The following is a 19,537-nucleotide window of genomic DNA, read 5'->3' on the forward strand; positions in this document are numbered from 1 at the left end:
CGGTTCCCTGTGTCCAACCTCGGCCAGGGTGCTTAGCAAAGCCTAGATGGCTGCGGAAGCCGGGGGTTTCGCGATTACAACCCAATGGGTGGTGCAATGCACTGCCACATCGTCACTATTTTCGGCGCGGATCAGGATTTCCCCGTACAGCATGCGCTTTCCGCCCTTCACCACCCGTGCCTCGGCCACCAGCGGGCCGGGGCCGGCGGGGCGCAGGAAGTTCACATTCATGCTGGAGGTGACGCTGTTGTCCTGCCCGGCCGTGGTGGTCAGCAGCGCGGCCCACATCGCCACATCCGCCAGCCCCATCAGCGCGGGGCCGGAGACGGTGTTGCCCGGCCGCAGCAGGCTGGCATCGGCCGGCAGGCGCAGATGCGCCACACCTTCCTCGGCGTGGATCACCTCCACACCCCATTGCCCCGCCAGCGGCACGCCCCAGCGGACGGTCTCGGTCAGCCGCGCCAAGTCCATCACGCGGGGCGGCCCGCCAGCACCCGGCCCTCGCAGGGGTTGGTGCCCATCCAATAGACCAGGTCGGCCGGGCGGTTGATGCGGTACAGCGCCATGTCGGCGCGTTTTCCCACCGCCAGCACGCCGCGGTCATGCAGCCCCAGCGCGGCGGCGGCGTGGCGGGTCACGCCCAGCAGCGCCTCGTTCACCGTCAGCCGGAACAGGGCGCAGCCCATGTTCAGCATCAGCAGCAGCGACCGCGCGGGAGAGGAGCCGGGGTTCATGTCCGTGCTCAGCGCCATCCGCACCCCGGCCGCGCGCATGGCGGCCACATCCGGGTGGGCGGTTTCCCGCAGGGTGAAGGTGGCGCCGGGCAGCAGCACCGCCACCGTGCCCGCTTGCGCCATCTCGGCCAGCCCCTGGGCGTTGGAGCGTTCCAGATGGTCGGCGCTCAGCGCCTTGTGCCGGGCGGCGAAGGCGGCACCCTGCTGGTCGGTCAACTGATCGGCGTGCAGCTTCACCGGCAGCCCCGCGCGGGCGGCGGCGGCGAAGACCCACTCGGTTTCCACATTGGTGAAGCCGATGCTGTCCGCGAAGGCATCCACCGCGTCGGCCAGCCCTTCGGCGGCGATGGCGGGGATGATGCTGTCGGCCACCAGCCGGGCGTATTCGGCCCGGCGCCCGGCATATTCCGGCGGCACCGCATGCGCCGCGAGCAGGGAGGTCACGATCTCCACCCGCCGCTCCTGGCCCAGCGCGCGGGCCACGCGCAGCTGCTTGGCCTCGTTCTCCGCATCCAGCCCGTAGCCGGACTTGATCTCGACGGTGGTCACGCCCTCGGCCAGCAGCCCGTCCAGGCGGGGCAGGGCGGCGGCCAGCAGCGCGCCCTCGCTGGCCGCGCGGGTGGCGCGCACGGTGGAGAGGATACCCGCCCCCGCCCGCGACAGCTCCTCATAGGTCGCGCCCGCCAGCCGCATCTCGTATTCCGCCGCCCGGTCGCCACCGAAGACCAGATGGGTGTGGCAATCCACCAGCCCCGGCAGCACCCAGGCGCCCCCGGCGTCATAGGTGACGGCGCCCGGGCCGGGCAGCGCGGCGCGCGGGCCGATCCAGGCGATGGTCTCGCCCTTCACGGCGATCGCCGCGTCCTCGATGATGCCCAGGCGCTCATCGGCCATGGTGGCCGCGTGCAGGTTGGTCCAGACGGCGTCGAACATCTCAGTATTGGCCCAGCAGCTCAGCGAAGCGCCCGGCGCGGATGAGGGCGGAGACAGCGGCGATATCGGGCGCCATCAGCCGGTCCTTCTCCCAGAAGGGCGCCACGCCGCGCACCAGCGCATGGGCTGCCTCCAGCGCCGGAGAGCTTTTCAGCGGCCGGTGGAATTCCACCCCCTGGGCGGCGCAGAGCAGCTCCACCGCCAGGATATCGGCCAGGTTGCGATACATGGGCCGCAGGCGCAGCGCGGCGCCCGTGGCCATGCTCACATGGTCCTCCTGGTTGGCGGAGGTCGGCAGGCTGTCGGTCACGCGCGGGTTGGCCAGGTGGCGGTTCTCGGCCGTCAGGGCTGCGGCGGTCACCTGCGCGATCATGAAGCCGGAATTGATGCCTCCCTCCCGCACCAGGAAGGGCGGCAGGCCCGACAGCGCGGGGTCGATCAGCAGCGCGATGCGGCGCTCGGCGATGGCGCCGGTCTCGGCCAGGGCGAGCGCCATGAAATCGGCCACGAACCCCACCGGCTCCGCATGGAAATTGCCGCCCGAGAGCACATCCCCGCCGATCACCAGCGGGTTGTCGGTCACGGCGTTCGCCTCGCGCTCCAGCACCGTGCCGGCGTGGTCCAGCGCATCCAGCGCCGCCCCCAGCACCTGCGGCGTGCAGCGGATGGAGTAGGGGTCCTGCACGCGCGGGTCGTCCTCGCGGTGGCTGTCGCGGATGGCGCTGCCGGCTATCAGCCCGCGCAGCGCGGCCGCGACCCGGATCTGCCCGCGATGGCCGCGCAACTCATGGATGCGCGCGTCGAAGGGGGTGTCGGAACCGCGCACACCCTCGGTCGAAAGGGCGGCGGCGACCAGGGCGGTGGCGAACAGCCGGCGGGTGCGGAACAGCCCGTCCAGCGCAATGGCCGTGGAGACCTGAGTGCCGTTCAGCAGCGCCAGCCCCTCCTTCGGGCCCAGCACCAGCGGTTGCAGCCCGATGCGGGCCAGCGCCTCGCCGCCCGGAACCTCCACGCCGCGGAACAGGGCGCGCCCCTCACCCACCAGCACCAGGGAGAGATGGGCGAGCGGCGCCAGATCGCCCGACGCCCCCACGGAGCCGCGCGCCGGGATCACCGGCAGCACGTCGCTGTTCAGCATATGCGTCAGATAGTCGATGACGATGGGCCGCACGCCAGAGGCCCCGCGCGCCAGCGACATCGCCTTCAGCGCCAGCACCAGCCGCACGATGCGCGGCGCCAGCTTCTTGCCCACGCCGGCCGCGTGGCTGCGCAGCAGGTTCAGCTGCAGCTCGGCCAGGGCGTCGTCGGGGATGCGCGTCTGCGCCAGCTTGCCGAAGCCGGTGTTCACGCCATACAGCGCGGCGCCGGTGGCCAAGGCGGCGGCCAGCGTGGCGTGGCTGGCCTCCACATCCTGGCGCCAATTCCCCTCCATGCGCAGTGGCGCGCCTTCCCCGATGGCCTGGATGGTGGCGAGATCGATGGAACCAGGGGTCATCTTGTCCTCACTCAGTCAGAGCGCGATGCCGGGCAGGTCGAGCCCATGCTCCCGCGCGCATTGCTTGGCGATATCATAGCCCGCATCGGCGTGACGCATCACACCTGTCGCCGGGTCATTCCAGAGAACTCTCTTCAACCGGCGGGCGGCATCCTCGGTGCCGTCGCACACGATGACCATGCCGGAATGCTGGGAAAAGCCCATGCCCACGCCCCCGCCATGGTGCAGCGACACCCAGGTGGCGCCGGAGGCCGTGTTCAGCAGCGCATTCAGCAGCGGCCAGTCGGAAACAGCGTCCGAGCCATCCTTCATCGCCTCCGTCTCACGATTGGGCGAGGCGACGGAGCCGCTGTCCAGATGGTCGCGGCCGATGACGATGGGGCCGATCTCGCCGCGCGCCACCATCTCATTGAAGGCCAAGCCCAGGCGGTGCCGGTCGCCGAGCCCCACCCAGCAGATGCGCGCCGGCAGGCCCTGGAAGGCGATGCGCTGCTGCGCCATCTCCAGCCAGCGGTGCAGGTGGGTGTTCTCGGGCAGCAGTTCGCGCACCTTGGCGTCGGTCTTCAGGATGTCCTGCGGGTCGCCCGACAGCGCCGCCCAGCGGAAGGGCCCGATGCCTCGGCAGAACAGCGGCCGGATATAGGCCGGCACGAAGCCCGGGAAGTCGAAGGCGTTCAGCAGCCCCTCATCCTTGGCCACCTGGCGGATGTTGTTGCCGTAGTCGAGCACGGCCGAGCCCATCTTCTGGAAATCCAGCATGGCCTGCACATGGGCGACCATCGACTTGCGGGCGGCGGCGGCGACCGCCTTGGGGTCGGTCTCGCGCTTGGCTTCCCATTCGCCCACGGTCCAGCCGGCGGGCAGATAGCCGTTCACCGGGTCATGCGCGCTGGTCTGGTCGGTGACGATATCGGGCACCACGCCGCGCCGGACCAGCTCGGGGAAGACCTCGGCGGCATTGCCCAGCAGGCCGACGCTGATCGCCTTCTTCCGCGCATTGGCGTCGCGGATCATGGCCAGGGCGGTGTCCAGGTCATCGGCGCGGTGGTCGAGGTAGCGCGTCTCCAGCCGCTTCTCGATCCGGCTGGCCTGGCATTCCACCGCCAGCACGCTGGCCCCGGCGAAGACGCCCGCCAGCGGCTGCGCGCCGCCCATGCCGCCGAGGCCCCCGGTCAGGATCCAGCGCCCCGCCAGATCGCCGCCGAAATGCTGGCGCCCGGCCTCCACGAAGGTCTCGTAGGTGCCCTGCACGATGCCCTGGCTGCCGATATAGATCCAGGAACCGGCCGTCATCTGGCCGTACATCATCAGCCCCTTGCGATCCAATTCGCTGAAATGCTCCCAGGTCGCCCAGTGCGGCACCAAATTGGAGTTGGCGATCAGCACGCGGGGCGCGTTCTCATGGGTTTCGAACACGCCCACTGGCTTGCCGGACTGCACCAGCAGGGTCTGGTTGCCCTCCAGCCGCTTCAGGGTGGCCACGATCCGCTCATAGCTGTCCCAGTCGCGCGCGGCGCGGCCGATGCCGCCATAGACCACGAGTTCGCCCGGGCGCTCGGCCACCTCGTCGTCCAGGTTGTTCATCAGCATGCGCAGGGGCGCCTCGGTCTGCCAGGATTTGGCGTTGAGCGAGAGGCCGCGCGGGCTGCGGATGGCGGGGGCATTGCGCAGGCGGGGGTTGGTCATGCGGCTGATCCGTCAGGGGAAAGCGAGGCCCGGCCCGACAGTTCGAAGCGGGCGGCGGGCTGGATGAGGCGGGAGAAGGTCATCACCTCGCCATCCGTGAAGGTGCGGCGGCGGATGACGAGGCAGGGTTCCTGCCGCGCCACGCGCAACAGGCGGGAGAGCGCGGCATCGGGCAGGATGGCGGTGATGGTCTGTTCCATTTCCATCGGCCGGCCTTCCCGCGCCAGCAGGGCGAAGGTGGTGGTCGCGGCGTAATCCTGCGCCAGGAAGCCGGGGGCATAGCCGGGGCGCACCCAGCGTTCCTCCAGCTGGATCGGCGTGCTGTCGCCCAAATGCAGGATCTCGCTGTGGGGGATGGCGCTGCCGGCGGGCAGGCCCATGGCGTCCGCCACATCGCGCGGCACCGGCATGTTGCCCAGCTTCAGCACCCGGGCGGACCAGGCCATGCCGCGCGCCGCGATCTCCTGCGCGATGTCCTGGATGGAGACCAGCCCGAAGCGCGGCTTGGCGCGCGCGACGAAGGTGCCGACGCCGGGCACCTTAGTCAGCACCCCGTCGCGGGCGAGTTCCGCGAAGGCGCGGTTCACGGTGATGCGGCTGACGCCCAGCATGGGGCCCAGCTGGTTCTCGGACGGGATGCGGAAGCCCGGCGGCCAGGTGCCCGCCGCGATCTGCGCCCGCACATGCGCCTTCACCGCCGCATACAGGGGCTGCGCGCCGTCGGGCATCAGTCTTTCTTCCGATAGGAGAACGCCTTGTCGAAGCATTCCAGGATATGCCCGCCGGAGGTGGTGGGCGGGTATTTGGGCTCGGTAGCCCCCAGGGCGCGCGGGTCGATCGGCGCGTCGAAATTGGGGTCGTGGAAGGTGGCGATCGACATGCGCTCGTGGCCGGAGCGGTTCACCACCCGGTGCGGCGTGCTGGCGAAGCGGTCATTGGACCAGCGGCCCAGCAGGTCGCCCACATTGATCACGAAAGTGCCGGGCAAGGGCGGGGCCGGGATCCATTGGCCGGTCTGGCGTTCCTTCACCTCCAGCCCGCCGCTGCCGTCCTGCCACAGCAGGGTGATGCAGCCGAAATCCGTGTGCGGGGCCACGCCGAAGCCGTCCGTGTCGTCGGGTGCCTGGGGCGGGTAGAAAATCGCCTGGGTGCGCTGCAAGGGCAGGGTGTAGTGCGGCGCGAAGAAATCCGGCGGCAAGTCCAGCGACACCGCGATGGCGCGCATCAGCAGCCCGCCCACGCGCAGCATCTCGGCGTAATAGGCCTCCATGGCGGGGCGCAGTTCCGGCACCTCGGCGGGCCATTGGTTGGGGCCGCGCAGCTTCTGGCCCGCCGCGACCACCGGGTGGTCCATGGGCAGGTCCAGGCCCATGGAGAAGAACTCCTTCAGGTCGGCCTTCTTCGCGCCCTCCATCACCGCGCCGCCCATGGCGTGCCAGCCGCGGTGCATCTGGTTGGCGCGGGTGTGGGCTTTCACTTCCGGTGGCAGGTGGAAGAAGCGGCGGGATTGCTCGCGCGCCGCCTCGATCACGGCATCGGGCACGCCATGGCCGCGGATGTAGAAGAAGCCGGGGCCCGTGCAGGCGGCATGGATTTCCGCCGCCACGGCGCGAATGCCTGCATCCGAGGCATTCATGAGCGGGGATACATCGATGACCGGCAGGGATTGATGGACGGCGCCGTCGGGCATGTTGCAACCTCCATGCGATCCGGGCTTGCGGGCCCGCTGGGGGTCAGACTACTGTCATGACCTGTCATGTCAACCAAAAGCCGGAGAAGCCGGGTTGGCGGGACGGAATGCAGGGACCACGGACCGCACGCCGATACGCAATGGGCCATCTCGCCCAGGGAGAGCTGAATGACCGAATTTTCCATCACCCGCCGCGCCGCGGTGCTGGGCGCCGCCGCCGGCCTGGCCATCCCCGCCGTGGCCCGTGCCAATGCCTTGGAAAAGGCCCGCCAGGCCGGTGAGCTGGTGGTCGCCACCGAGCTGCATTTCGCGCCCTTCGACTTCACCCAGGGCGGCACCCAGGTGGGGCTGAACGTCGAGCTGTTCGCGGAGGTGGGCAAGGCGCTGAACCTGCGCATCCGCTTCATCGACCTGCCCTGGCCGTCGGTGCTGCCGGGGCTGGAGGCCGCGCGTTACGATCTGGTGGCCGGCCCCGCCACCATCACCCGCGCCCGGCAGGAGCGCTACCGCTTCAGCGCCCCGGTGGCGGACGCGACCGTGGCCCTGCTGAAGCGCGCCAATGACGCCAGCATCGCCAAGCCCGAGGACATCAACGGCAAGACCGTGGGCTGCGCCCAGGCCACCGCCCAGCTGGCGCAGTTGCAGGCCTATATCCAGCGCAACAACTTCAACACCCAGATCCGCGAGTACCAGAGCTTCTCCGAGGCCTATGCGGACCTCGCGGCGGGGCGCGTGGTGGCGGTGGCGAACTCCCTGCCCAACATCGCCTATACGGCGCAGCAGCGGCGCGGCGTGTTCAGCGTGGTGCGCCCGCCCTTCGGCGCGCCGGTCTATTTCGGCTATATCAGCCGCAAGGACGCCGACAGCGCGCCGCTGATGGATGCGGTGGATGGCGTGATCGACGCCATGCGCGGCGACGGCCGCCTGGCCGCGCTGCAGACCAAGTGGTTCGGCGAGAGCTTCACCGTGCCCGCGCGCGTCGCCGAAGCCTCTGTCTGATCTGGCCCGGGCGGGGCGACCCGCCCGGTTTCTCCGGGGTAATCACGCTTGACCTGGGAATTCGTGCAGGAAGCCCTGCCGCCCATGCTGTGGGCCACGCTGGCCACGCTGTGGGCCTCGGCGGGGGCGATCCTGATCGGGCTGTTGCTGGGCGCGCCGATCGCGGCCGCCAGCATGGCGGGGCATCGCTGGGCGCTGCTGTATGTCAGCTTCTTCCGGGGCGTGCCGCTGCTGGTGCAACTGCTGCTGGCCTATTTCGCGCTGCCCTTCCTGGGCATCGACCTGCCGGCGGTGGTGGCGGGCATCGGCACCATGGGGCTGTGCTGCGCCGCCTATATGGCCGAGATTTTGCGCGGGGGCCTCGCGCTGGTGCCGCATGCGGGCATCGAGGCCGCGCGGCTGCTGGGCCTGACACCCGCGCAGATCCTGCTGCGCATCCGCCTGCCCATCGCCATCCAGGCCATGCGCCCTGCCATCGTGGGTGAGGCGATCATGATCATCAAGGCGTCCTCGCTGATCTCGGTGGTTGGCATATTGGAACTGACGCGCAGCGCCCAGGCCCTGGCCGCCAGCACCTTCCAGCCGCTGGAAGCCTATATGCTGTGCGGCATCATCTATCTCGTCATCAACCTCTCGCTCTCCTTCCTCACGCGCGGGAGGGCCGCCTGATGGCCGTGTTCTACGAGAGCCTGTCGGCCGCCGCGCGCGGGTTGCCGGTCACGCTGGCGATCTGGCTGTCGGCGGTCGCGGCGGGCATGGCGCTGGGCTTTCTGGTCGGCGCCGCGCGCTTCTTCGCGCCGCGCCTGCTGAGCGCCCCCCTGGTCGCGGTGGTGGAGGTGGTGCGCGGCACGCCCTTCCTGGTGCAGTGCTTCCTGCTGTATTTCGGCGGGCCGTTCATCGGCATCGACCTGTCGCCGCCGGTGGCGGGCTTCGTCGCACTCTCCGTCTATGGCGCCGCCTATTTCAGCGAGGTATTCCGCGCGGGCTTCATGGCCGTGCCCCCGGCGCAGCTGGAGGCCGCGCGCCTGCTCGGCCTGTCCCGCACGCAGACCGTGCTGCGCATCATGCTGCCGGTGATGGCGCTGGGCGTGCTGCCGGCGCTGGCGAACCTCGCCGTCATCCTCATCAAGGAAACCGCCGTGCTGTCCATCATCACCGTGCCGGAATTCACCTTCCGCATGCAGGCGGTGGGTTCGGCCAGCTTCGCGGTGGTGGAAACCACGCTGGTGCTGGCGCTGGGCTATTGGGCGCTGGTCGAGGCCACGGCCTGGGCCGCGCGCCGCGTGGAAAAACGCATCGAAAGGGCCCTTGCGGCATGAGCGTGCTGGAAGTCGGCGCCCTGTGGCGCAAGGTGGGCCAGGCCGAGATCCTGCGCGGCATCGACCTGACAGTGGAAGCGGGCGAGGCTATCGGGATCATCGGGCCTTCGGGTTCGGGCAAATCCTCGCTGCTGCGCTGCATCGCGGGGCTCGATCCCATCGCCTCCGGCCGGGTGCTGGTGGAGGGCAAACCCGCCACGCCGGGCGATGGCGCCATCGGCATGGTGTTCCAGCATTTCGGCCTGTGGCCGCACCTGACCGCGCGAGAGAATGTGGCGCTCGCCCTGAAGCTGGTGCGCAAGCTGCCCAGGCGCGAGGCCGACGCCAAGGCCGATGCGGCGCTGGCGCGGGTCGGTCTCGCGGCGCAGGCCGGGCGCAAGCCCGCGGGGCTGTCGGGCGGCCAGCAGCAGCGCGTGGCCATCGCCCGGACGCTGGCCATGGAACCGCGCGTGCTGCTGTTCGATGAGCCCACCGCGGCCCTCGACCCCGAGCTGACCACCGAGGTGCTGGACGTGATCCGCGACCTGGCGCGCGCCGGCACCACCATGCTGGTGGTCAGCCACGAGATGGGCTTCATCGCGGGGCTTTCCACGCGGGTGATGTTCCTGGACCATGGCCAGGTGGTGCAGGTGGCACCGCCCAAGGACATGTTCGGCCCCGGCGCGGAACCCCGCGTGAAGGGCTTTCTCAAGACCTATCTCGACAGGGTGGCGTGGGCACAGGGATGACTTCTTTCTTCGCGGCCGAGGCATGGTTGCCCGAAGGCTGGGCGCGTGACGTGCTGATCGAGGCGGATGGGGCAGGGACCATCACCGCCGTCACCCCGGGGGCCGCGCCCGGCGATGCGCGGCGGATGGGCCTGGTGGTGCCGGGCCTGCCCAACCTGCACTCCCACGCCTTCCAGCGCGCCATGGCGGGACGGGCGGACCGGCGCGGTTCCGGCACCGACAGTTTCTGGACCTGGCGCATCGCCATGTATGCCGTAGTGGCGCGCATGAACCCCGACAGCGCCGAGGCCGTGGCCGCCATGCTGCACGCGGAATGCCTGGAGCGTGGCTATACCCACCTCTGCGAATTCCACTATCTGCACCACCAGCCCGACGGCACGCCCTATGCCGCGCGGGAGGAAATGGGCCTGCGCCACATCGCGGCCGCCGAGCGTTCCGGCATCGGCCTGACGCTGCTGCCCAGCCTGTACCGCCATGGCGGCATTTTCGGCGCGGAGCCCAACCCCGGCCAGCGCCCCTTCCTGAACGATCTGGACCAGTTCATGGGCATGATGGCGGCGCTGCACCGCCATAAGGGCCCGCGCGTGGGCCTGGGCGTGGCGCCGCATTCCCTGCGCGCCGTGACGCCCGAGATGCTGCAGGAGCTGAGCGACGTTTGGGCCGGCCCCATCCACATGCATCTCGCCGAGCAGCGCCGTGAGGTGGAGGAATGCGTGGCCGCCACCGGCCTGCGCCCCGCCGAATGGGTGCTGGAAAACGGGCTGGTGGGCCCGCGCTGGGTGTTCATCCACGCGACGCACCTGGACGATGCGGAGGTGGTGGCCCTCGGCCAGTCCGGCTCCATCGCCGGGCTGTGCCCGCACACCGAAGCCTCGCTCGGCGACGGCACCTTCCGCCTGCCGGAATGGCTGGGCGTGGGCGGCGCGCTGGGGGTGGGCAGCGACAGCCAGGTCTGCCTGGACCCGGCGCAGGAGCTGCGGCAGCTGGAAACCAGCCAGCGCCTGGCGCTGGAACAGCGCAGCGTCGCGGCCACGGATGCCGAGCCGCACCCGGCCGGCCTGCTGTATCGCCGCGCGCTGGCGGGCGGTGCCCGCGCGGCGGGCGCGCCCATCGGCGCCATTGCCCCCGGTTTGCGCTGCGACCTGGTCGAGCTGGATTCGGACCACCCAGACCTGATTGACCTCTCGGCCGATGCCGCGCTCGATGCCTGGGTGTTCGGCCCCGGGCGTGGCGTGGTGAAGACCACCGCCGTCGCGGGCCGCGTGCTGGTGGAGGAGGGACGGCACATCGCCATGCCCGCCATCCGCGCGGACTACACCAAGGCGATGAGGGATATCTGGGCATGAGCCAGTTGGCGGGGAAAATCGCGTTCATCACCGGCGGCAGCCGCGGCATCGGGCGGGCGACCGCACTGCTGTTCGCCGAGAACGGCGCGGACATCGCCTTCAACCACTATGAGGACGATGCCGAGGCCGAGAAGGTGGCCGAGGCGATCCGTGCGATGGGCCGCCGCGCTTTCCACGCCAGCTGCGACATGGGCGCGGATGCGCCGGTCATCCAGGCTTTCGTCGAGGCCGCGACGGCGGCCATCGGCGCGCCCGACATCCTGGTCAACAACGCCGGTATCAACATCCGCCATCCCTTCGAGGATTTCTCCCAGGAGGAATACGAGCGCGTGATGAACGTGCACGCGCGCGGCATGTTTCTGATGGCCCAGGCGGTCTATCCGGGCATGGTGGCGCGCGGGGCTGGGCGGATCATCAATGTCGCCTCCCAGATCGCGTTGAAGGGCGCGCCCATGGTCGTGCCCTATGCCATGGCCAAGGCCGCCATCGTCGGCATGACCCGCGCCCTGGCCTATGAGGCGACGCCCAAGGGCGTGCTGGTGAATGCCGTGGCCCCTGGCCCGATCGTGACCGACCTGACGGCCCAGCGCCCGCGCGAATGGCACGAGGCGATGGAACGCAGCCTGCCCATGGGCCGGCTCGGTCAGCCCATCGACATCGCATACACGGCCTTGCTCCTCGCGGGTCCAGGGGGCAGCTTCTATTGCGGCGCTACCCTGTCGCCCAACGGAGGAGATGTAATGCATTGATCGAGAAAGATTTCTCGCGTGAGGTCGCGCGCATCACCATTGCAAACGATCGCAAGCTGAATTCCATGGGCTCGGCGCTGCTGCGCGAGTTCGCCGCGGCCTTCGCCGCCGTGCCCGACACCGCCCGCTGCGTGGTGCTGACCGGAGAGGGCGGGCGCGCCTTCGTCGGCGGCGCCGACATCACGGAGATGGGGCGCGTCGAAACCCCCGCCCAGGGCCAGGCCTTCATCGAGAATGTCCACGCCGCCTGCCGCGCCATCCGCGACTGCCCGGTGCCGGTCTTCGCCCGCATCAATGGCTGGTGCCTGGGTGCGGGGCTGGAGATCGCGGCCGCCTGCGACCTGCGCATCGCATCCAGCGCCGCCAAGTTCGGCATGCCGGAGGTGCGCGTCGGCATCCCCTCGGTGGTCGAGGCGGCGTTGCTGCCGGGGCTGATCGGCTGGGGCCGCACCCGCCGCCTGCTGCTGCTGGGTGAGACCATCTCGGCCGAGGAGGCCCTCGACTGGGGCCTGGTGGAGCGCGTGGCGGAACCCGAGGCGCTGGACGGTGCGGTGCAGGAATGGATCGACCTGCTGCTGTTGGCCGGCCCCGTTTCCATCCGCAACCAGAAGGCGCTGATCCGCGAATGGGAGGACAAATCCGTGACGCAAGGCATCGCGGCGGGCATTCCGGCCTTCGCGAGAAGCTGGCTGACGGATGAGCCCAAGCGGATGATGGCGGGGTTCGGGAAGAAGCACTAGCTTTCTGGCAGCAGCCCCTTCAGGCGGCCGGTCTCCACCAGCCGCCTGACCTCCGCCCGCAGGAAGCGGATCACCGCGCGCGCGGCGGGTGAGACTTGGCGCTCGGCCGAGGTCGCCAGCACGAATTCGTGCAGCAGCACCGGCGCCACGATCCGGGTGGCGGCGACATGGCCCTGGCGCAGTTCCATGCCCAGCGCATCCCAGGCCGAGATGGTGTAGCCCATGCCCTCGGCCACCAGATGGGCCAGGGCGTGCAGGGAATCCACATCCTCGATGCGGCCGGGGGCGATGCCGGCGGCGGCGAAGCCTGCCTCCAGCTCCCGCCGCAGCCCGTGGTGGCGGCCGGGCAGCATTAGCGGCAGGCCGGCCAGCGCCGCCATCGGGATGTCGCCCTCGGCGTTCAGCAGCCCGGCCACTCGCGCGTCACCCGGCGCGTGGCACAGATACAGCACCGCGTCGAACAGGGGCTCGCTGTGGATGGCGGGGTTCTGGCGCATCGGGTTCAGCACCGCGATATCCACCCGCCCGCTGGTCAGCCATTCATGGATGGTGCCGGTGAAGGCATCCATCAGGTGCAGTTCCAGATCGGGCATCTTCTCCCGCGCGTGGCGCAGCAGGGGCGGCGCCAGGCTGGCCGCGACGGAGGGCGGCATGGCGATGCTCAGCTTGCCGCGCACCGCCCCGCTCGCGGCCATGGCGGCGGCGCGGATGCGCGACAGTTCCTCCAGCACCGGCACCACGGCCTCCGAGAAGCGGCGCCCTTCCTCGGTCAGTACCACGCCGCGGCCGTTGCGATAGAGCAGGGCGGTGCCCAGCTCCTCCTCCAGCGCGCGGATGCGGCGGCTGAGGGCGGGCTGGGTGATGCCCAGCACGGCGGCGGCGCGGGAGAAGCTGCCTTCCTCGGCCACGCGGCGGAACAGGCTCAACTGGCGGATATCCATGCCGCCGCTATAGCACGCGCGCGGCATGGACGTGCCGGCGGCCCTGCGCCTAAATGGCGGTCCATGCCGGATGAAACACCACCCCTCGCCGCCGCCCTGCAATGCAGCGTGGATGTGTTCTCCGCGCAGGAGATCGCGGGCTGGGTGCGCGACCCCGCCGCCCCCGAGCGCCGTGTCGAGCTGGAACTGCTGCTGGATGACGTGCCGATGGCGCGCGTCATCGCCGCCAATTACCGCCCGGATCTGGAAGCGGCCGGCATCGGCGATGGCCGCCATGGCTTCAGCATCCGCCCCGTGCATGCGCTGATGGCGGGCACCACCGCCCTGGTGCGCCTGCGCGATGCCGCCACGGGCCATGAACTGATCGAGGGCATGGGCCGGATCATCCACCGCGCCGGGGGCTTCGATGCCGGGGTGGGGCGGCTGCTCTCCGGCCTGGTGGAGAACAGCGCCCGCCGGGCCCGCGCGGCCGGTGACCTGGCGCCCGTGATCACCAGCCTGCGCCGCGCCCTGGCCCTGGCCGAGGCCGCCCAGGCCGCCCTGCCCGAGGAAGCCGCGGCCAGCACCGAATACGATGCCTCCATGCCCCTGCACCTGCCCGAGGGGCTGCCGGAAGTCAGCGTCATCATCCCCGCCCACAACCAGTGGGCGCTGACCCATGCCTGCATTGCCAGCCTGATCGCCCATGCCCCGCGCACGGCGTTCGAGGTGATCCTGGTCGATGATGCCTCGACCGACGGCACCGCGCAGGCGCGGCTGTCGGGCAATATCCGCCCGCTGCGGCAGGAGAGGAACCTCGGCTTCATCGGCGCCTGCAATGCCGGGGCGGCGGCCGCGCGCGGCCGCACCCTGCTGTTCCTGAACAACGATACCCTGGCCACCCCCGGCTGGCTCGATGAGATGCTGGCCACCTTCGCGTTGGACCCCGCCATCGGTGTGGTGGGCGCGGCCCTGCTGAATGAGGACGGCACGCTGCAGGAATCGGGCGGCATCGTCTGGCGCCACGGCGATGCCTGGAACTACGGCCGCAACGAGGAAGCCGAGGACCCGCGCTACAGCTTCCTGCGCGATGCCGATTACGTCTCGGGGGCGGCACTGATGCTGCCGGCCGTGCTGTTCCGGCAACTGGGCGGCTTCGACGCGCATTTCTCCCCCGCCTATTACGAGGATGTGGATTTGTGCTTCCGCGCCCGCGCCGCTGGGCGGCGGGTGGTGGTGCAGCCCGCCGCCCGCATCATCCACCTGGAGGGCCGTTCCCACGGCACCGACATCGAGGCGGGCGTGAAGCGCCACCAGAAGCTGAACCAGGCGAAGTTCCGCGCCCGCTGGGCCGATGTGCTGGCAAGCCACGGCACCACCGGCCAGAACCCGGAACAGGAGGCCGAGCGTTCCGCCGCCCCCCGCGCCCTGTTCATCGACGAGGCCACGCCGACGCCGGACAAGGATGCGGGCAGCCAAGCCTCCGTGCAGCATATGCGGCTGTTGCAGGGGCTCGGCTATCGCCTGTCCTTCGTGCCGTCGGAGGTGATGGAGGCCGACGGCCCCTACACCACGGCGCTGGAACGGCGTGGCATCCAGTGCTTCCACGCCCCCTATCGCCACAGTGTGGAGGAAGTGCTGCGCCGCATGCCGCAGCCGCCCGACCTGATCTACCTGTACCGCTACGGCAGCGCCGACAAATACCTGGGCCTGGCGCGCCGGCTGGCACCGAAGGCCACCGTCATCTTCTCGGTATGCGACCTGCATTTCCTGCGGCTGGAACGCGAGGCCGCGCTGGAAGCCGACCCGCGCGCCACCGCCCGGGCGGAGGCGATGCGCCATGCCGAACTCGCCCTGATCGGCATCGCGGACGCCACCATCGTGCATTCCGCGCTGGAGGCGAGTCTGCTGCGGGAGCTGGTGCCCCAGGCGCGGGTGCATGTCGTCACCTGGCCGGTGGCGATCCACCCGCCCCCGCTGCCCTTCACCGAGCGGCGCGGCTCCTGCTTCCTGGGCGGCTTCAACCACGCCCCCAATGCCGATGCCGTGCTGTGGATGGGCCGTGAGCTGCGCCCGCTGCTGCGCGGCCTGCCCGTCACCGTCTATGGCAGTAACCCCACCCCGCCCGTGTTGGCCGAAAGCCATGGGGATATCCAGGTGGCGGGCTTCGTGCCGGAGCTGGCGCCGGCGCTGCACCGCCACCGCTCGGCGGTGGCGCCCTTGCGCTATGGCGCGGGCATCAAGGGCAAGGTGCTGGACAGCCTGGCCCATGGCCTGCCCTGCGTGATGACCGCCATCGCGGCGGAGGGGCTGGGCCTGACCGGCGACCTGGCCTGGCTGCTGGCGGAGGACGCCCCCGGCATCGCCGCCAAGCTGCACCGGCTGGAAACCGACGCCGCCTGGAACGCGCATCTTTCGGCGGAGGGGTTGCGATTCATCGCGGACCGCTTCGGTGAGGCCGCCGTGCGGGCGGATTTCCAGGCCGCGATCGCGGCGGCGAGAGTATAGGTTACTCGGCCTTCACCAGCTCCGCCACTTCATCCTGCCGGGCGCGTTCCAGCATGCGGTGGGCGATCTCGCGCTCGCCCAGGATGGTCAGGTTGGAGCCCATATTCTCCAGATGCTCGTAGCAGGCATCGGAATGGGCGCGGGCCAGGATCTCCAGCCCCGGGTTGGCGGCGCGGGCCTGCATCACCACCTGGCCGGCCTCGAAGCTCTCGGGGATGGTGACGAACAGGCGCTGTGCCCCCGCCAGATTGGCCAGCGCCAGGGCGGCCGGGGTGGCGGCGTTGCCGTCAATCACCTCGGCCCCGGCCAGCCGGGCTGCCTCCCGCGCCTCGCTGCGGTCCTCGATGACCAGTACCGGGCGGCCGGCGGCCAGCAGACCGGCCGTGACCAGCGAGCCCACCCGGCCATGCCCCACCACGATGTCATGCCCGGACAGGCTGGTGGGGGTGGGGGCCACCACCTCGGGTTCGGGGGCGGGTTCGGGCTCGGCGACCGGTTCGGGCAAGGGGGCCGGGACCACGGGGCCGCGCCCCACGGCGGCCAGCACGCGGGCCTTCACCTCCACCACCCCATCGGCCAGCGAGACCAGCACCGGGTTCAGTAGGATGGACAGGATGGCGCCCGCCAGCACCAGGTCGCGCGCCGCCGGCGGCACCAGCCCCAGCGCCACGCCCAGGCCGATCAGGATGAAGCTGAACTCCCCGATCAGCCCCAGCCGCGCCGCGACCGAAAGCGAGGTGGTGCGCCGGTAGCCGAACAGCCGCAGCGCGCCATACACCACGGCGGTCTTGGCCAGCATGATAACGGCGATGGTGCCCAGCACCGCCAGCGGCCGGGCCAGCAGGATCGCCGGGTTGAACAGCATGCCCACCGAGACGAAGAACAGCACGCCGAAGGCATCGCGCAGCGGCATGGCTTCCTCGGTGGCGCGCTGGCTCAGCTTGGTCTCACCCAGCACGATGCCCGCCACGAAAGCCCCCAGCGCGAAGGAGGCCTCGAAGAAATGCGCCGCCACGAAGGCGATGCCCAAGGCCGTGGCATAGACCGCGAGGCGGAACAGCTCCCGCGAGCCGGTATGGGCGGTGTAGTGCATCAGCCAGGGGATGATCCGCCGCCCGGCCACCAGCATGAAGATGATGAAGCCCGCGACCTTGGCCAGCGTGATGCCCAACGTGGTCAGCACCGCCTGGTGCGACAGCGCGGGGCCGTGCCCGCCCGCCATGCCCGCCAGCGCCGGCAGCAGCACCAGCGCCACCACCATGGCCAGGTCCTCGACCACCAGCCAGCCCACGATGATGCGGCCGCGCTCGGTTTCCAGCATGCGGCGTTCCTGCAAGCCCCGCACCACCACGGCGGTGCTGGCCACCGACAGCGCCAAGCCGAACACCACGGCCGCCGCCAGCCCCCAGCCCATCAGCCAGGCAAGCCCCCCGCCCAGCAGCGTCGCCGCCGAGATTTCCAGCAGGGCGCCCGGCACCGCGACGCGGGCCACCGCCATCAGGTCCTTCAGGGAGAAATGCAGCCCCACGCCGAACATCAGCAGGATCACGCCGATCTCGGCCAATTCGCTGGCCAGGGCCTGGTCCGCCACGAAGCCCGGGGTGAAGGGCCCGACCATGACGCCCGCCAGCAGATACCCCACCAGCGGCTGGATGCGCAGCCGGTGCGCGATCAGCCCGATGATATAGGCCAGCACCAGACCCGCGGCGATGGTGGCGATCAGCGGTGTCTGGTGTGCGGGCATGAAGGTCTCTGCGGTGGCTCCCCTCAGATTGCGCGGCGCTTACGGCAGCGCAACCATCGGAATGGAGAATTCAGCCCTTCATGCGCGCCGCGAGCGAGGCCAGATACCCGGCCGCCGCTTCCTCCGCCGCCGCTTCCAGCAGGCGATAGTCGCGGATCAGCGCCTCGCCCGCCGGGGTCAGCGCCGCGCCGCCGCCGCCGACCCCGCCCGGGGTGGCGGCCACCACGGGTTCGGCCAGCATCTGGTTCAGCGTGTCCACCAGGTCCCAGGCACGCTTGTAGCTCATGCCCATGGCGCGCCCGGCGGCGGAGATCGAGCCCTCCCGCCCGATGGCCTCCAGCAGCGCCACCTTGCCCGGGCCGATGCGGCCCTGGGGCAGGTCCACCCGCAGGCTCAGCACGGCGGCCTCGGGCGGGGGGGCGTTGCGATGGCGGCTCATGGGCGATCCCTTCAGGTCTTGATCCAGACGGCCTTGGTGTTCAGGTACTCGTCCACATGGGTGGGGCCGCCCTCACGGCCGTAGCCGCTCATCTTATAGCCGCCGAAGGGCATGGCCGGGTCCATCGCCTGATAGCAGTTCACCCAGACGGAGCCCGCCCGCAGCCCCTTGGCCAGCTTGTGCGCCTTGCTGACATCGCGCGTCCACACGCCGCTGCCCAGGCCGAAATTGCTGGCGTTGCCGCGCGCCAGCACCTCGTCGATGTCGGTGAAGGGGATGGCGGAGATCACGGGGCCGAAGATTTCCTCCTGCGCGATGCGCATCTCATCGCGCACATCGGCGAAGATGGTGGGCGGCACGAAATAGCCATTGGCCAGCGCGCCCTCGGTCAGGCGCTCGCCGCCCGAAAGCGGCTTCGCCCCTTCCTGCCGGCCGATCGCGAGATAACCCGTGACGCGCTCCAGCTGCTCGGTGGAGACGAGGGGGCCGACCTGGGTCTCGGGGTCGCGGCCATCGCCCACGCGCAGCTTGCTGGCGAAATCGGCCACGCGATGGGTGAATTCCTCATAGACCTTCTGTTCGACGAACAGGCGCGTGCCGGCGCTGCAAATCTGGCCGGAATTGGCGAAGACGGCCATGGCGGCGCCCGGCACGGCGGCATCCAGATCGGCGTCGGCGAAGACGATGTCGGGCGACTTGCCGCCCAGTTCCAGCGAGACGCGCTTCAGGTTGGTCGCACTCGCCTGCACGATCTTCTGGCCGGTGAAGTGGCTGCCGGTGAAGGCCACCTTGTCCACGCCCATATGGGCGGCGAGCGCCGCACCCGCGGTCTCGCCGAAGCCCGGCACCACATTCACCACCCCCGGCGGCACGCCGGCCTCCAGGCACAGCTCGGCCAGGCGCAGGGGCGTCAGCGGCGCTTCCTCGGCGGGCTTCAGCACCACGGTGCAGCCGGTGGCCAGCACCGGCCCCAGCTTCCAGATCGAGGAGGAGAGCGGCGCGTTCCAGGGGATGATCGCCCCCACCACGCCCACCGCTTCCTTGCGGGTGAAGGCCGCGAAATCGCCGGGGATCGAGACATCGGTCGTCACGCCATGGATGCTGACGGCCTGGCCCGCATAATAGCGCAGCATGCCCACGGCGCGCTGGCGGTTGGCCAGGGTGCGCTGCATGGGCGCGCCCATGTCCAGCGTGTCCAGCGCCGCCATTTCCTCGAAGTTCTTATCCAGCAGATCGGCCAGGCGCAGCAGGATGCATTGCCGCTCATAGGGCGTGACGCGCGACCACGGCCCCTCGAAGGCACGGCGGGCGGCGGCGACGGCGCGGTCGATATCCTCCGCGTCGCCCTCCGCGACCTCGGCCAGTGTCTCGCCGGTCGCGGGGTTGATGGTGGTGAAGGTGCGCCCGCTCGCGGCCTCCAGCCATTTGCCGTCGATCAGCAGGCGCTTGGGCTTGCCGTCCAGAAAGGGGTGGGTCGAGGGGATATGGTTCATGGCTGGTTCCTCAT

At 70.4% G+C, this 19,537-nt stretch carries 18 protein-coding genes; 8 read left to right on the top strand and 10 right to left on the bottom strand.

Annotated elements, in window-relative coordinates:
• Positions 1-42 precede the first annotated feature (42 nt).
• Genes GT007_RS05365 through GT007_RS05390 form a run of 6 tightly spaced genes read right to left on the bottom strand, consistent with a single transcriptional unit; the run spans position 43 to position 6,538 of the window.
• On the bottom strand, positions 43-471 hold the full coding sequence (locus GT007_RS05365) for a PaaI family thioesterase (protein ID WP_236571530.1): 429 nt from the start codon (positions 469-471) through the stop codon (positions 43-45).
• Positions 471-1,667, bottom strand: coding sequence for an imidazolonepropionase (gene hutI / locus GT007_RS05370; RefSeq protein WP_160120556.1), 1,197 nt, complete (start codon positions 1,665-1,667; stop codon positions 471-473). Before hutI ends, GT007_RS05365 begins: the two co-directional genes overlap by 1 nt.
• A gap of 1 nt (position 1,668) precedes the next feature.
• The gene (hutH, locus tag GT007_RS05375) at positions 1,669-3,162 is read right to left on the bottom strand and encodes a histidine ammonia-lyase (RefSeq protein WP_160120557.1); all 1,494 of its coding nucleotides are present in this window, start codon (positions 3,160-3,162) and stop codon (positions 1,669-1,671) included.
• Between the two features lie 15 nt (positions 3,163-3,177).
• A complete protein-coding gene (gene hutU, locus GT007_RS05380) occupies positions 3,178-4,848 on the bottom strand; it encodes a urocanate hydratase (RefSeq protein WP_160120558.1) in 1,671 nt (556 codons plus the stop codon).
• Positions 4,845-5,576 carry a UTRA domain-containing protein gene (locus GT007_RS05385; RefSeq protein WP_160120559.1) on the bottom strand — a complete coding sequence of 244 codons (732 nt, stop codon included), beginning with the start codon at positions 5,574-5,576 and terminating at the stop codon, positions 4,845-4,847. The genes hutU and GT007_RS05385 overlap by 4 nt, the downstream gene beginning before the upstream one ends.
• Positions 5,576-6,538 carry an isopenicillin N synthase family dioxygenase gene (locus GT007_RS05390; RefSeq protein ID WP_160120560.1) on the bottom strand — a complete coding sequence of 321 codons (963 nt, stop codon included), beginning with the start codon at positions 6,536-6,538 and terminating at the stop codon, positions 5,576-5,578. The genes GT007_RS05385 and GT007_RS05390 overlap by 1 nt, the downstream gene beginning before the upstream one ends.
• Before the next feature lie 168 nt (positions 6,539-6,706).
• Here GT007_RS05390 and GT007_RS05395 point away from each other — a divergent pair, with 168 nt between their 5' ends.
• Genes GT007_RS05395 through GT007_RS05425 form a run of 7 tightly spaced genes read left to right on the top strand, consistent with a single transcriptional unit; the run spans position 6,707 to position 12,419 of the window.
• Positions 6,707-7,537: a transporter substrate-binding domain-containing protein gene (locus GT007_RS05395; protein WP_160120561.1), complete on the top strand. Its 831-nt coding sequence runs from the start codon at positions 6,707-6,709 to the stop codon at positions 7,535-7,537.
• Between the two features lie 48 nt (positions 7,538-7,585).
• Positions 7,586-8,206 (top strand): amino acid ABC transporter permease, encoded by a 621-nt coding sequence (locus tag GT007_RS05400; protein ID WP_236571518.1) that lies wholly within the window; start codon positions 7,586-7,588, stop codon positions 8,204-8,206.
• Complete coding sequence (locus GT007_RS05405) at positions 8,206-8,856, top strand: amino acid ABC transporter permease (protein ID WP_160120562.1); 651 nt, start codon at positions 8,206-8,208, stop codon at positions 8,854-8,856. Before GT007_RS05400 ends, GT007_RS05405 begins: the two co-directional genes overlap by 1 nt.
• Positions 8,853-9,584: an amino acid ABC transporter ATP-binding protein gene (locus GT007_RS05410; RefSeq protein WP_160120563.1), complete on the top strand. Its 732-nt coding sequence runs from the start codon at positions 8,853-8,855 to the stop codon at positions 9,582-9,584. The genes GT007_RS05405 and GT007_RS05410 overlap by 4 nt, the downstream gene beginning before the upstream one ends.
• A complete protein-coding gene (locus GT007_RS05415; protein WP_160120564.1) occupies positions 9,581-10,930 on the top strand; it encodes a formimidoylglutamate deiminase in 1,350 nt (449 codons plus the stop codon). The genes GT007_RS05410 and GT007_RS05415 overlap by 4 nt, the downstream gene beginning before the upstream one ends.
• Entirely contained in the window at positions 10,927-11,679 is a 753-nt protein-coding gene (locus tag GT007_RS05420) for an SDR family NAD(P)-dependent oxidoreductase (protein WP_160120565.1), read from the top strand. The genes GT007_RS05415 and GT007_RS05420 overlap by 4 nt, the downstream gene beginning before the upstream one ends.
• Positions 11,676-12,419, top strand: a complete 744-nt coding sequence (locus GT007_RS05425) for an enoyl-CoA hydratase (RefSeq protein ID WP_160120566.1) — start codon at positions 11,676-11,678, stop codon at positions 12,417-12,419. The genes GT007_RS05420 and GT007_RS05425 overlap by 4 nt, the downstream gene beginning before the upstream one ends.
• On the opposite strand, the gene GT007_RS05430 is transcribed toward GT007_RS05425, so the two are convergent.
• A complete protein-coding gene (locus GT007_RS05430; RefSeq protein WP_160120567.1) occupies positions 12,416-13,387 on the bottom strand; it encodes a LysR family transcriptional regulator in 972 nt (323 codons plus the stop codon). The genes GT007_RS05425 and GT007_RS05430 overlap by 4 nt on opposite strands.
• A 36-nt stretch (positions 13,388-13,423) precedes the next feature.
• Between GT007_RS05430 and GT007_RS05435 the strand changes: the two genes are divergently transcribed.
• Positions 13,424-15,847 carry a glycosyltransferase gene (locus GT007_RS05435; protein WP_160120568.1) on the top strand — a complete coding sequence of 808 codons (2,424 nt, stop codon included), beginning with the start codon at positions 13,424-13,426 and terminating at the stop codon, positions 15,845-15,847.
• 1 nt (position 15,848) lies between these two features.
• On the opposite strand, the gene ybaL is transcribed toward GT007_RS05435, so the two are convergent.
• From ybaL to GT007_RS05450, 3 genes are all read right to left on the bottom strand, one after another.
• Positions 15,849-17,591 carry a cation:proton antiporter domain-containing protein gene (ybaL, locus tag GT007_RS05440; protein WP_160120569.1) on the bottom strand — a complete coding sequence of 581 codons (1,743 nt, stop codon included), beginning with the start codon at positions 17,589-17,591 and terminating at the stop codon, positions 15,849-15,851.
• 70 nt (positions 17,592-17,661) lie between these two features.
• Complete coding sequence (locus GT007_RS05445; RefSeq protein WP_160120570.1) at positions 17,662-18,030, bottom strand: winged helix-turn-helix domain-containing protein; 369 nt, start codon at positions 18,028-18,030, stop codon at positions 17,662-17,664.
• A gap of 11 nt (positions 18,031-18,041) precedes the next feature.
• Positions 18,042-19,523 carry an aldehyde dehydrogenase family protein gene (locus tag GT007_RS05450; protein ID WP_201451802.1) on the bottom strand — a complete coding sequence of 494 codons (1,482 nt, stop codon included), beginning with the start codon at positions 19,521-19,523 and terminating at the stop codon, positions 18,042-18,044.
• Positions 19,524-19,537 lie beyond the last annotated feature (14 nt).

It is taken from the genome of Rhodovarius lipocyclicus (assembly GCF_009900765.1).
In the GTDB taxonomy this organism is placed as follows: Bacteria; Pseudomonadota; Alphaproteobacteria; order Acetobacterales; family Acetobacteraceae; genus Rhodovarius; species Rhodovarius lipocyclicus.